Source organism: Streptomyces sp. W16 (genome assembly GCF_033194735.1).
In the GTDB taxonomy this organism is placed as follows: domain Bacteria; phylum Actinomycetota; class Actinomycetes; order Streptomycetales; family Streptomycetaceae; genus Streptomyces.
The window spans coordinates 1-12,847 of record NZ_JAWOAI010000281.1 but is presented as its reverse complement, the minus strand read 5'-3'; the positions used below and the strand labels follow the sequence as shown (position 1 = coordinate 12,847).

10 protein-coding genes and 1 pseudogene are annotated in these 12,847 nt (G+C 71.5%); 6 read left to right on the top strand and 5 right to left on the bottom strand.

The genetic code is table 11. The annotated features are described in order from the left end of the window. Positions 1-1,091, top strand: a 1,091-nt coding sequence (locus R6V09_RS31225) for a serine hydrolase domain-containing protein (protein WP_317884810.1), incomplete at its 5' end; no start/stop codon positions are given. Positions 1,092-1,170: 79 nt separating this feature from the next. Here the strand turns inward: R6V09_RS31225 and R6V09_RS31220 are convergent. Together R6V09_RS31220 and R6V09_RS31215 are read right to left on the bottom strand one after the other, a co-directional pair. After that, positions 1,171-1,716: a cupin domain-containing protein gene (locus R6V09_RS31220; RefSeq protein WP_317884809.1), complete on the bottom strand. Its 546-nt coding sequence runs from the start codon at positions 1,714-1,716 to the stop codon at positions 1,171-1,173. A 73-nt stretch (positions 1,717-1,789) separates the two neighbouring features. Then, entirely contained in the window at positions 1,790-2,557 is a 768-nt protein-coding gene (locus R6V09_RS31215; protein ID WP_317884808.1) for an MBL fold metallo-hydrolase, read from the bottom strand. Positions 2,558-2,622: 65 nt separating this feature from the next. Between R6V09_RS31215 and R6V09_RS31210 the strand changes: the two genes are divergently transcribed. Further along, positions 2,623-3,300 (top strand): TetR/AcrR family transcriptional regulator, encoded by a 678-nt coding sequence (locus R6V09_RS31210; RefSeq protein ID WP_317884807.1) that lies wholly within the window; start codon positions 2,623-2,625, stop codon positions 3,298-3,300. On the opposite strand, the gene R6V09_RS31205 is transcribed toward R6V09_RS31210, so the two are convergent. After that, positions 3,290-4,279, bottom strand: a complete 990-nt coding sequence (locus R6V09_RS31205; RefSeq protein ID WP_317884811.1) for an endonuclease/exonuclease/phosphatase family protein — start codon at positions 4,277-4,279, stop codon at positions 3,290-3,292. The genes R6V09_RS31210 and R6V09_RS31205 overlap by 11 nt on opposite strands. 180 nt (positions 4,280-4,459) lie before the next feature. On the opposite strand from R6V09_RS31205, the gene R6V09_RS31200 reads away from it, so the two are divergent. The 4 genes from R6V09_RS31200 (at position 4,460) to R6V09_RS31185 (ending at position 10,533) form a co-directional block, all read left to right on the top strand. Further along, on the top strand, positions 4,460-5,143 hold the full coding sequence (locus R6V09_RS31200) for a response regulator transcription factor (RefSeq protein WP_317884806.1): 684 nt from the start codon (positions 4,460-4,462) through the stop codon (positions 5,141-5,143). A 13-nt stretch (positions 5,144-5,156) separates the two neighbouring features. Continuing rightward, a complete protein-coding gene (locus R6V09_RS31195; protein ID WP_317884805.1) occupies positions 5,157-6,260 on the top strand; it encodes a sensor histidine kinase in 1,104 nt (367 codons plus the stop codon). Positions 6,261-6,331: 71 nt separating this feature from the next. After that, on the top strand, positions 6,332-9,358 hold the full coding sequence (locus R6V09_RS31190) for a hypothetical protein (protein WP_317884804.1): 3,027 nt from the start codon (positions 6,332-6,334) through the stop codon (positions 9,356-9,358). Between the two features lie 113 nt (positions 9,359-9,471). After that, entirely contained in the window at positions 9,472-10,533 is a 1,062-nt protein-coding gene (locus R6V09_RS31185; protein WP_317884803.1) for a hypothetical protein, read from the top strand. Between the two features lie 35 nt (positions 10,534-10,568). On the opposite strand, the gene R6V09_RS31180 is transcribed toward R6V09_RS31185, so the two are convergent. Then, a complete protein-coding gene (locus R6V09_RS31180; protein ID WP_317884802.1) occupies positions 10,569-12,263 on the bottom strand; it encodes a transglycosylase domain-containing protein in 1,695 nt (564 codons plus the stop codon). Continuing rightward, positions 12,260-12,847, bottom strand: a pseudogene (locus R6V09_RS31175) (sigma factor-like helix-turn-helix DNA-binding protein); the annotation flags it as partial. The gene R6V09_RS31180 and the pseudogene R6V09_RS31175, both read right to left, overlap by 4 nt.

Here is a 12,847-nt window from a genome sequence, read left to right as displayed (position 1 = left end):
CGGCGGGCGGCCTCGGCCGTGCGACGACCGCCCGGCTGGACAAGGCCGTCGCCGACGTCCGCCGCCAGGCCGGCATCCCCGGTGTCGCCGTCGGACTGTGGATGCCGGGCAAGGGCTGCTACGTCCGCGCGACCGGCGTCGCCGACAAGGCCACGCGGCAGCCGATGAGCACCGACCTCTACTCGCGGATCGGCAGCGAGACCAAGACCTTCACGGTCACCGCGCTGCTCCAGCTCGTCGACGACGGCCGGATCCGCCTCGACGACCCGATCGCCCGCTACGTCCACGGCGTACCGAACGGCCGCCGCATCACCCTGCGCCACCTGGCCGAGATGCGCAGCGGACTGTTCCCGTACAGCGCCGACGCCGACTTCGCGCACGACCTGCTGAGCGACCCGACCCGCTCGTTCACCCCGCCGGAGCTGCTGGCGTACGGCTTCAAGCACCGCAACACCTCCGCACCGGGCAAGGTGTTCGTCTACAACAACAGCAACCTGGTCCTCCTCGGCCTGGTGATCGAGAAGGTCACCGGCCACCACGTCGCCGACGTCATCGACCGGCGGGTGCTCCGCCCGGCCCACCTCGACCACACGCTGTTCCCCGACGGCCCGAACGTCCGCGAGTTCCCCGAGCCGCACGCCCGCGGCTACACCAACCAGACGTTGAGCGGCGCGGTGGCCGACTCCACGGACTGGAACCCCAGTTGGGGCTGGTCGGCCGGCGCGATGATCTCGGACATGCACGACCTGCACCGCTGGGCGAAGATCGTCGCCACCGGCACACTGCTCAGCCCGGAGACCCAGAAGCAGCGCCTGAAGACCCTGCCGACCGGATTCCCCGGCCTCGGCTACGGCCTCGGCATCTTCGACAGCGGCGGCTGGATCGGCCACAACGGCTCCATCCCGGGCTACGAGAGCGTGACCGTCTACCTCCCGGCGCAGCAGGCCACCCTGGTCGTGCTCCTCAACACCGACATCACCTCCGGCGGCCAGGAACCGTCCTCACTCGTCGCCCGGGCGGTCACCGAGATCGTCACCCCGGACAACGTCTACGACCGGCCGGTCCCGACTGGCGAGCAGTCCCTCCGCTAGCGGTCGCCTCCCCGAAAAAAGAGACGGCACAGAGACGAGGAAGCCCCCTTTCCCGTCCCTGTGCCGTCTCCGCTCCGGCCTAGGCCGGCCCGCCGAGGTCCGCTTCCTCGGGCAGGATCTCCATGTCGATGTCCGGGCGGCCGAGCAGCGGGCCCAGCGCGAGACCGCGCTCCGGCGGCCAGAACTCGGGCTTCGCACCGGGTACGGGGTCGTCGCCGCCCTCCAGCCACAGGCTCTCGCCCCCGCCGGGGGTGAAGGAGGACACCATGTGCGCCTGCTCGCCGGTGCGGTTGCGGAACCGGTGCCTGGTGCCCCTCGGCACGAAGACGAAGTCACCGGCGTTCGCGACGAAGGTCTGGTCGCCGTTCAGGAACTCCAGCGAACCCGAGACGACGTAGAAGAACTCGTCGGCGCTCTTGTGCACGTGCGCTATCGGTCCGCCGCCCGGGGGCACCCAGCAGACCGTGAAACCGAGTGCGCCGCCGGTGGAGTCGGCCGTCGCCATGGTCTCGTAGACATCGCCGGACATCCACTTGACCACCCCCTTCTCGGCAGGGACGTGCTGGACGCGCGGACGGTAGTAGTCCGCCGTCTCCGCGCCGTCGTTCGGCAGTGCAGTTGTCATGTCGTGTCCTCGCAGGGCAGGGATTGGCATGGGTCGGAAGATTCGGAACAACTGGGCCGGGTGATACGGGAGTTCAGTGGATGCCGAACTCCCGGGCCTGTCGGGTGGCGGCCCGGATGCCCCCGGTGAAGGGCTCGCCGTGGCCGGGCAGCACCAGGTCCGCCGTCAGGTCGTCGAGGCGGTCGAGGGCGGCGAGCGCTGCCCCGCTGTCGTGGGTGAAGCAGCGGCTCACCAGGGTGGGACCGGTGCGGTGGGTGAAACCGTCGACGGTGACCAGGGCGTCGCCGGTGAAGAGCAGCCCGAGGTCGGCGAAGAGGTACGCGGCGCTGCCCGGTGTGTGACCGGGCAGTACGACGGCCCGGGGCGCGCCGGGGACCTCTTTCAGCACCCGGTCGGCGTCGAACTCCCGCGCACCGAGCACCGGGCGGGCGGTGAACGCCCCGGAACGGGCCAGCGCGAGGGGAAGGGCGAGCGCGGCGGGCCTGCGCAGCAGATACGGCAGCATCGACCGCTCGGGCTTGGCGTGCTTCATCGCGCTGCGCGGGCCGTCGCGCAGGATCGCGGCGTCCCCCGCGTGGATCCAGAGGTCGGCGCCCGCTTCCTGGAGGGGGCGGGCCAGCCCTGTGTGGTCGGGGTGGCCGTGGGTCAGGAGTACGGCGTGGATGTCGGCCTCGGATCGGCCGAGGCCGGCCAGCAGCGCGCGCAGCTGCCCGAGGTGCGCGGGCAGTCCCGCGTCGACCAGGACCAGACCGTCGGGGTCCTCGATCAGGTAGAAGTTGACGCCGTGGTCGCCTAGGCGGTGGACACCGGCGGCGACCTGCGTGGGCGCGGGACGGGACATACGAGCCTCCGGCGACCGGACAGTATTCGATACAGTCGACTGTAACAGAATTGGATGGTGCGCCGATGGCAGCCGGGACGCCACGTCGGTCCTACAACTCCGAGGGCCGCCGCGAGGCCGCGCGCCGCAACCGGGCCGCGGTGCTGACGGCCTGCGGTGAGCTGCTCTTCCGCGAGGGCTACCACGCCACGACCGTGCGGGCCGTGGCCGAGCGGGCGGGGGTCTCCGCCGAGACGGTGTACAAGTCGTTCGGCGGCAAGCCGGGCATGGTGAAAGCGCTGTGGGACATCACGCTCGCCGGGGACGACGAACCGGTGCCCATGGCCGACCGTCCGCAGGTCAAGGAGTTCCTGGCGATACGGGAGCTGGACACCAAGCTCCGGCTCTACGCCGCGTATGTGCGCGGCATCCACGAACGGGTCGCCGCCCTGTTCGCCCTGCTGACCCAGGCCGGCCCGGACGTCGGCGAGGTCCTGGACACCGCCGAGCGGGAACGCCTGACCGGCGTCACCATGTTCGTCACCCACCTCGACGAGACCGGTGCGCTGGCCCCGGACGCGGATCCGGCCCACCTCGCGGACATCGTCTGGGCCCTGGCCGGCCCCCAACTGTTCACCCAACTGACGGCGGGCCGCGGCTGGTCCACCGCCACCTACGAGAAGTGGCTGACCGACACGCTCACCGCGACGCTCGTTCCCTGCCCGGGGAACGGGACGGCGGCTTCGCCCGTGTTCACCAACTGATCCCGGCCGCCACCGGCAGGTGGTCGCTGCCCGTGGCCGGCAGCACCCATGAGCTCGTCGGCCGTACGCCCCGCACCAGGATCTGGTCGATCCGTGCCACCGGGAACTTCGCCGGCCAGCTGAAGCCGAAGCCGTCCCCGGCCGCGTCCTGCACCGAGCGCAGTTGCGAGGTGAGGGCGCCGAACTCGCGGTCGTCCGTGGTGCCGTTGAGGTCGCCGAGCAGCACCACCCGCTTGTCCGGCTCGGCGGCGACGGCCTTGGCGAGCGCCTTCGCGCCGCGGTCCCGGTCGTCCGTCCGGAAGCCGCTGCTGGGCAGCACCCGTACGGATCCCAGATGGGCCACGTACACCGCGAGCGGCCCCCGGTCCGTGGCCACGGTGGTGCGCAGCGCCCGGTTGTCGGCCGCCGTGGCACTGGCCGGCCGGGTGGCCGCCAGCGGCCCGACGTCCATCGCGGTGTCGACCGCCCGGGTGTCCGACAGCGGCAGCCTGCTCCACACCCCGACCGTGCCCAGCACCGCGTGGTACGGGTACGCCGTCGCCAACTCCTTCTCGTACGAGCCGGTGGCCCGCGGGGTCAGTTCCTCCAGCGCGAGTACGTCCGCGCCGGAGGCGGCCAGGTCGCGGGCGGTGCCGGTCGGATCGGGGTTGTCGGCGCCGACGTTGTGGCTGACCACGGTGAGCTCGCCGGCCCCGTGGGACTTGTCGCCGAGCAGTCCGCCGAAGAGGTTGAACCACACCACGACGGGCAGCACCAGCGCGACCGTCGCGGCGGCGGAGCGGCGCCAGAGCGCGCGGGCCAGCAGCACCGGCACGAACAGCCCGAACCACGGCAGGAAGGTCTCCACCAGGCTGCCGAGTCCCCCGATCCGGTTCGGGATCCTCGCGTGCAGCAGCATGAGCAGACCGAGCGACAACGCGAGCCCGGCCGACACCCGGGCACGCTTCCAGGGCCCCGGCCGGGTGGCGAGGCGGATCATCCGGTGGAGGCGGGTGTGCGGGGCGGGCGTATGCCGGGTGCCGGTCCCCGCACCGGTGTTGGTGCCCGTGGCGGTGCTGGTGGCGCGATTCATGCCTTCAGGCAAAGCCGCGCCGTGTTGCCGACGCGTATGGGTTTTTAGATACGCCGCCTATATGCGCCGACTCGTAGCCTCGATGGCATGCGTGTGCTGATCGTCGAGGACGAGCCCTATCTGGCCGAAGCCGTCCGCGACGGCCTGCGCCTGGAGGCGATCGCGGCCGACATCGCGGGCGACGGCGACACCGCCCTGGAACTGCTGGACATCAACGCCTACGACATCGCCGTCCTCGACCGTGACATCCCCGGCCCCTCCGGCGACGAGGTCGCCCGCCGTATCGTCGCCTCCGGCAGCGGCGTCCCGATCCTCATGCTCACCGCCGCCGACCGCATCGACGACAAGGCGTCCGGCTTCGGACTCGGCGCCGACGACTACCTCACGAAACCCTTCGAGCTCCGCGAACTCGTGCTCAGGCTCAGAGCACTCGACCGCAGGCGCGCCCACAACAGGCCTCCCGTGTGGGAGATCGCGGGTCTGCGCCTTGACCCCTTCCGCCGGGAGGTCTTCCGCGACGGACGTCATGTCGCGCTCACCCGCAAGCAGTTCGCCGTGCTGGAGGTCCTCGTCGCCGCCCAGGGTGGCGTCGTCAGCGCCGAAGACCTGCTGGAACGAGCCTGGGACGAGAACGCCAACCCGTTCACCAACGCCGTCCGCATCACCGTCTCGGCGCTGCGCAAACGGCTCGGCGAACCCTGGCTGATCGCCACGGTGCCGGGCGTCGGCTACCGCATCGACACAGCACCTGACGGAGGCCCCCGTGAATAGGCCCCCGGGTTCGATGGACAGGCCCCCCGGTCTGAGCGTCCGCGTCAAACTCACCCTCAGCTACGCCGGGTTCCTCATGGTCGCCGGTGTGCTGCTGCTCGCCGCCGTGTGGGAGTTCCTGAACCGTGTGCCGCATGTCGGGCTCGTCCTCATGCCCGGCTACCAAGGCGCCGTCGTACGCGCCTTCGCCCCGATCGCGGCCGTCGCGCTGGCGTGCCTGCTGGTGTTCGGGCTCGTCGGAGGCTGGTTCCTCGCCGGCCGGATGCTCGCCCCGCTGACCCGGATCACCGCCGCCACCCGGCTGGCCGCGACCGGTTCGCTCTCGCACCGGATCCAACTGCCGGGCCACGAGGACGAGTTCCGCGAACTCGCCGACTCCTTCGACACGATGCTCGCGCGGCTCGAAGCACATGTCGCCGGCCAGCGGAGGTTCGCGGCCAACGCCTCGCACGAGCTGCGCACCCCGCTGGCCATCTCGAAGACGCTCCTCGACGTCGCCCGCACCGACCCGAACTGCGACACCGGCGAGGTCATCGACCGCCTCCACTCCGTCAACACCCGGGCGATCGACCTCATCGAGGCCCTGCTGCTGCTCAGCCGGGCCGACCAGCGGGCCTTCACCCGGGAACACGTCGACCTGTCCCTCCTGGCGGAGGAGGCCACCGAGACCCTGCTCCCCCTCGCGGAGAAGCACGGCGTCACCTTGGAGACCGGCGGCGACATCACCCCGACGACCGGATCGCCGGCGCTGCTGCTGCAGCTGACCACGAACCTCGTGCACAACGCGATCGTCCACAACCTGCCCGAGCAGGGCACCGTGCGGGTGACCACCGAGGTCCGCCCGAGGACGGTGGCGCTCACCGTCGAGAACACCGGCGAGAGACTCACCCCGCGACTGGTCTCGACCCTCACCGAACCGTTCCAGCGCGGCACCGAGCGCGTCCACACCGACCAGGCGGGCGTCGGCCTCGGCCTGGCCATCGTCAAGACCATCACCCACGCACACGACGGCACCCTCACCCTCACCCCGCGCTCCGCCGGCGGAATCCGCATCACCGTGGAACTCCCCGGGCCGCTCCTCCAGCTGCAACGGGATCCCGCCGTCGGCCGGATCTGATCTCCGTGTGACAATCCCCGCCTGAATGTTCGAAGACATTCGATATGGGTTCGAAGAGAGATCGGGCTGCCATGCCTTCCCACAGACGCCGCTTCCTAGCTGTCCCGGTAGCGGCCCTCACGGCCCTCGCCGTGGCCCAGGCGGTCACCACCGTCCCGGCCGTCGCCGCACCCGCGACCGCGACCGACGTGTCGACCACACTCCCCGCGCGGACGACCTCCGTGCCCGTCGCCACCGACCTGTCCGGTTCCGGCCAGACGGTCGTCTGGCGTCAGACGACCGCGGCCGACACCGCCGCGCACGGCTGGCTCGCAGTCGCCGGAGGCACCCCCCAGGACCTCGGCCGGCTCGCCGACACCGATGAGACGGTGACCGTCCACGCGGTGTCCGTCCAGGACGGCGTCGCGGCCGTGGCCACCTCCACCAACCCGAACGGCGATCTCGCCGACCACGTCACCCTGCGCCACGTCGGCTCCGGCGCCGAGGACATCCTCCCGGTCGCCTACGACAGTTCGGGCGCCGCCGGCGACGAGCGCTACCGCGGACAGGCCGGCGACGGCATCCTCGTCCAGCAGAGCTACCAGGACGACGCCTCCGACTACCTGGTCCGCCTGGTGCTGCGCGCCCCCGGCGCCACGGACCGCACCCTCCTCTCCGGCGACGAGCAGTACGAGGTCCTCGACTCGGACGCCGACGGCGCCCTGGTGCTGCGGCGGACCGCGCCCGGCTGGGACCACCAGATCGTCTACGTCGACTTCGCCACCGGCGCGACGGTCACCGTGGCCGAGCCCACGACCGACGAGCTGCCGCAGGCCCTGGAGTTCACTCCCGCGCATGTCGGCGTCGTCGACGGCGCGACCCTGACCGAGTGGCAGCGCTCGGCGCCCGGCGACGACCCGTCCACCGTCACCCTGCCGGTCGCAGGCGCCCGCTGGATCAGCGACGACACGCTCGCCTGGTACCAGCGCAACGACGGCGACGCGTCGAACGAGCTGTTCGCGATACCCAGGGACGGATCCACCGCGGCCAAGGACCTCGGCGGAACCTTCCACGACGTCGAGGTCGGCGACGACGGCAGGATGCGCACGTCGCTCTACCGGCCCGACGTGGACGCCGCGATCCAGACCCTCACCGACGGCCGCGTCTCCACCACCGCGGGCGACGCCACGACCCTCCCCGCCGGACCCGCCCGGCTGGACGCGCTGGCCCTGTCCGGCGGCGCCCTCTACACCGCCGACGACTCGTCCCGGCTCGACGGAGTCCTGCTCCGCTCGGACCTGACGGTCGGTTCGGCCGGGGCCTCGGCGAGCACGCCGTCGCGGGTACTGGCGTACTCCGGCGGCCCGGTGCACCAGACGCTGGCCGCGGCCGGCGGACGGGTCCTGGTCGAGCAGACGGACGCCGCCGGCGCGGGCCAGTTCCAGGCCTACGAGAACGGCACGCAGGTCGGCACCCCGCTGGACTACACGGACACCTCGGTGGTGACGGTCGCGGACTTCGACGGCGCGCACGCGCTGCTCTCGGACAAGACCACCGCGTCCAACGGCACCCTGCTCCTCTACACCTTCGCCGACGGGCACACCCAGCGCGTGCCGTCCGGCTCGGCCCTGTACGGCGGCGCCGTGTACTCCTCGGAGCGCAACGGCACCACGACCACCTGGTCGATCCACCGCACCGACCTGACGACCGGCGCGGTCACCACCGTCGCCACCGTGAACTGCCTTCCGGGCGGCCTGCAGGTGCGCGGTTCCCGGATCCTGCTGACCACCTGCGGAGCCACTTCCTCCACCGGCCTGCTCCTCACGGTGGGCAGCTCGGTGACCACCACCGTGGACGCCTCCGCCTTCGTCCGCTCCCCGATCCTCGGCACGGACGTCCTCTACACGTTCACCAAGGCCACGGACAGCACCGACGTCACGCTGAACGCCCAGTCCCTGACCGGCACGGACACGACAGCGCACGCCCTCTTCACCCTCCCCACCAGGGCCAACACGGCCGCCGCCGAACGCTGGACGGTCGACCGCGACGCACCCTGGGCGGCCTGGCTGGACGACACCGGCGTCACCCACGTGACCTGGGCGGGCGTTCCCACCGCCGCCAAGGCCGCGACCGCCCCGACCGGCTTCAGCCCCAACGGCGACGGTTCGTCCGACAGTTGGACCCCCATCTGGACCTACGACCGTCCGGTGAGCTGGACCCTCACCCTCAAGTCCGGCTCCACACAGGTCCGTTCACTGACCGGCACCAGCTCCACCGGCAAGGTCACGCCGTCGTGGAACGGCACCACGCAGACCGGCACGGCGGCCACCGACGGCGCATACACCTGGACGCTGACCGCGACCGACACGGTCACCGGCCGGCTGGCGGCCGACGCCACCGGCAAGGTCACCCTGCGCCGGACCGTCCCCGCCGCCACCGTCACCGCACCGGCCGTCGCGAGCAGCGCGGGAACCACCGCGTCCGTGCCGGTCACCTGGTCGGCGAAGACGGCGGGCGTGAAGTCGTACGACATCGCCTGGCGCGTCACCACCCGCAACAGCGCGGGCGCCTGGACCCTCGGCCCGCTCCAGACCTGGCGCACCGCCACCACGGCCACCTCGGCGACCTTCGGCAAGGCGGGCAGCCCCGTGAAGCCGGTACCCGGAGTCACCTACCGCTTCTACGTCCGCGCCCACGACGACGCCGGCCAGACCGGCGCCTGGAGCAAGACGGCGACCACCGGCATCCCGCTCGACGACCGTGCCACGGCCCTGCACTACACGGGCACCTGGAAGTCGGCGTCCGCGACCTCCGCCTGGGCGGGCACCGTGCGCACCTCCGCCACCAAGGGCGCGTACGTCTCCTTCACGGCGAACGGCACCCAGCTGCGCGTCGTGGCGACCAAGAAGTCCAACGGAGGCCGCTTCGCGGTCGTGGTGGACGGAAAGACGGTCGGCACGGTCAACACCTACGCCACGAAGACCGCCTACCGGCAAGTGGTCTTCACCCGCACCCTCGGCACCACGGTCAAGTCCCACAAGGTCCAACTCCGCGTCCTCACCGGCAGCACCTCAACCCGCTCCACCGTCACCCTGGACGCGGTACTGACCACCCTCTGACCCACCCGCACCCGGGCCGGGACGGCCGCGAACTCCCCTACGGCACACTGCCGTAGGGGAGTTGTGCGATCCGTGGTGCCGGATTTTTTGGCGGGGCCCCGGGTACTGAACGTGTGAGCGACGGACAAGTCGCGTGCGGTGAACGGGAATCGGGGGCCCAAGCGGTGCAGTGGGTGTTGACCACGGTCGGGGCGTTGGTCGTCGGGTTGGTCACGAATGTGGTGTACGACGTGGTCAAGTACGGTGCCGTACGGTGGCCGGCCGTGCTGATGGACCGGCGGTCCCTGCCGCCGGCGGCGCGTGCGTACGACTCGGCGACGGACGGTCTGTACCCCTTCGTCACCTGGTCCAGGGAGCGCCGGCTCACCCCCGAGACGCTGCGGACCTCCTACGTCGGTCAACTGCGGCGCGGTCACGTCCTGGTCGGCGATGCCTGGGACGAAGGCGTACGCCGGTTCGAGGCGTCCGGAGACCGGGGGCGGACCGCCTATATCGCCGGCCTGGAGGTGGACACCGGGGAACACCCCGCCGCCCGTGACCTCCGGGTGGTGATCGCGGAGAGCAGGTACGCCCAGTGCCTGGCGGCCAAGACCCTGGTGTCCGCCGACTCCGCCGCGCAGGACCGCGTCCTGGACGCCGTCCGCCAAGGAAGCCACCACTTCGTCACCGTCGCACCGCCCACCATGGTCAGCGTGTGCGTGGCCGTGCTCAGCGCGGAGAACCGCATGCTCACGCTGCGCCGTTCCCTGGCGGTGCGCACCTATCCGGGGCAGTGGACCGTCGGCATCAACGAGTCCATGAAGTACAGCGACGAGCCGGGACGCGAGGAGGACTTCTTCGCACTGGTACACCGGGGTCTGCAGGAGGAGTTGGGCCTCGGCGCCGACAACTACGGGAAGATAGCCATCAGTTGGCTCGGGTGGAGCGGTGACGCCGCGTGCTACGTCCTCGTCGCCACTGTCCGGTCGACCTTGCGTTCCGCGCAGATCGATGAACTCAGGGCCCAGTGCCACAGCGTCTACGAACACGACCTGGCGGCATGGCTCCCGATGACCCGCTCCCGTATCGCGCGGATCATCGGCTCCAGCGGAAGCGGCCCGGACGCGGCTCAGCAGTGGTCCTATCTGGCGCCCCTCGTCGCCACGGAGTTGTGGCGCTCACGGCACACGGTGTAGCCGCGCGGGGCCGGGCGGCCGGGCGGGTGTCCCGGCTATCCCGTTCCCGTCGTGGCCAGTTGCCAGATCTGTGCCGTGGTCTCCGTCGCGGACTGTGTCGGTGGCGGGTCGTTCGGCAGTTGGGCCGGTACCGTCGTGTTCTTCTTCCCGCCGGGGCGGTCGGCGAACAGGGCGAGGGTCAGGGCGAGTTGGGGGTCCAGGCGGGTGGACCACACGGTCCGGCGGGTGATTCCGCCGCCCGCGCCGGCCGTGAAGGAGGACTGCGGGGCGCGCTGGGCCGCGGGGACCGCGGGGAGTGCGTCGCCGTACATCTTGGACATCTGTGCGCCCACCATGAACGCGTCCTTCTCGTCCAGCGCGCGCCGGGTGTCGGGGTGCGCGGTGTACGCCCGCCGACCGTCCCGGGTGATCTCCGTGACCGTGTACGGGGTCGCGTACATCCCGTTCGCCGCCACGGTCGCGTACGCCGAGGCCAGCTTCAGCGGGGTGGGTGCCGCGGTCTTCGGCAGTTCGGTCAGCGGGGCGCCGAGCGGGACCTTGCCGAAGGGGTCCAGCGCCGTCCCTGCCTCCACCGCGCCGCCCACCGCGTCGTTGAACGGCTGCCGGGCGTAGTCCGACCCCCCGTACAGCAGCCGCACCGCCCCTTCGCCGGGCACGATCGCCACGACGGCCGTGTGCAGCGTGGTGCCCTTGCGGCCCTTGAGGTTCTTCACCGCCTCGGTGGTGGCGTCCTGGAGCGCCAGGTCGAAGGTGGTGTGCACGGTGTAGCCGCCGCGTGCCAACTGGTCCTCGGTGATGCCGAGTCGGTCGGCGGCCTCCTGCGCCGCCACGTCGATCATGTACTGCCGCTGCCCCTCGGTCGCACCCGGCGGATAGAAGCGGAACGCCGGAAACGCGGCCTCGGCGCGCTGCTTCGCCGTGATGCCGCCGCTCGCCGCCATCGCGTCGAGCACCCACTCCCAGCGAGCCCTGAGCGTCGCGGTCACCTCGGGGTCGGAGCCCGCCTTCTCGTAGTACGAGGGGATGTTGACGATCGCTGCCAGCGCGGCGCCCTGGGAGACGGTCAGGTTCCGGGTGTCCACGCCGAAGTAGTTGCGCGCGGCGGCCTGGACACCGGCCGAACCCCGGCCGAAATACACGGTGTTGAGATAGCCCGCCAGGATCTCGTCCTTGGAGCGGGTGCGGTCGAGCTTGATCGCGATCAGTGCCTCGCGTGCCTTGCGCGACAGCGACTGTTCCGGGCTCAGCAGCGCGTTCTTGACGTACTGCTGGGTGATGGTGGACCCGCCCTGCCGTTCGCCACCGGTCAGCGAGGCCAGTACCGCGCGGGCGATGGCGCGCGGCGACACCCCGTCGTCCGTGCGGAAGGAGCGGTTCTCGGCCGCGATCACGGCGTCCTGGACATACCTCGGGACCTGCGACAGCGGCACCTCCTGGCGGTCGACGGGACCGCGCCGGCCCAGATAGGAGCCCTTGTCGTCGACGAAGACCGTGCTCTGTGTGACGGTCTCGGGGTGTGGCTCGGGGATGCCGGTCAGCCGGTACGCGACGACCGCGGCCGTGCACAGCGCCACGACCAGCACCAGGAAGGCGACGATCAGCCGCCGCAGCAGCCGGCCCCGGGTACGGCGGAGACGGAGGCGGAGCGGAATGCGCGGCCTGGAGGACCTGGATGACCTGGAGGACCGGGTGGACCTGATGGACCTGATGGACCTGGTGGAATGCTTCACCAGTCGCCCCCGCCCCGCGCGACGACCTTGCCGGCCGCGTCGTACACCGTGACGGTCGGACCGCCGTCGCCGTAGCTCGACTTCAGCTCCGCCGTCGACAGCGGTGCGCGCGTGTACCAGACGCCCCAGCCCGGGCTGCCCGCCAGCGTGAGGACGGTGCCGGTGAGCCTGCTGTCGTCGACGGTGACCTCGACGCGCGCCGGGTCGGCGGACAGGCCGCGGTACAGGCCGGACAGGAAGTACGAGCTGTTCAGCGGATCGGGCTGTACGGAGGCGGCCGGTTTGCCGCTCGCGGTGCCCACCTTGGAGCCGCTCGTGTAGCTGTCGTCGGTCAACCCGAGGAACTGGTTGGGCCGTTCAGGCGTCGACCAGTGCTTGCCGTCCGCGGTCAGCCAGACCTGCACCCCCGGCACGGCGTCCACCCGCTCACCGGGTGCGACGATCCGTATCGGGCTCCGCGCCACCTCGGCCGCCCCGGCAGCCGACCCGTCCGCGGTGCCGCCGCCCACGATCCGGTCGGCGGCGAAGACGCCCGCAGGGACGAGCAGCAGCGCGCAGAGCGCCGCACCCGCGAGCCTACGGCG

Coding starts and splice junctions, on each gene's coding strand:
- R6V09_RS31200 (WP_317884806.1), top strand. CDS start 4,460: ATGCGTGTGCTGATCGTCGAGGACGAGCCCTATCTGGCCGAAGCCGTC.
- R6V09_RS31210 (WP_317884807.1), top strand. CDS start 2,623: ATGGCAGCCGGGACGCCACGTCGGTCCTACAACTCCGAGGGCCGCCGC.
- R6V09_RS31220 (WP_317884809.1), bottom strand. CDS start 1,716: ATGACAACTGCACTGCCGAACGACGGCGCGGAGACGGCGGACTACTAC.
- R6V09_RS31205 (WP_317884811.1), bottom strand. CDS start 4,279: ATGATCCGCCTCGCCACCCGGCCGGGGCCCTGGAAGCGTGCCCGGGTG.
- R6V09_RS31190 (WP_317884804.1), top strand. CDS start 6,332: ATGCCTTCCCACAGACGCCGCTTCCTAGCTGTCCCGGTAGCGGCCCTC.
- R6V09_RS31195 (WP_317884805.1), top strand. CDS start 5,157: ATGGACAGGCCCCCCGGTCTGAGCGTCCGCGTCAAACTCACCCTCAGC.
- R6V09_RS31215 (WP_317884808.1), bottom strand. CDS start 2,557: ATGTCCCGTCCCGCGCCCACGCAGGTCGCCGCCGGTGTCCACCGCCTA.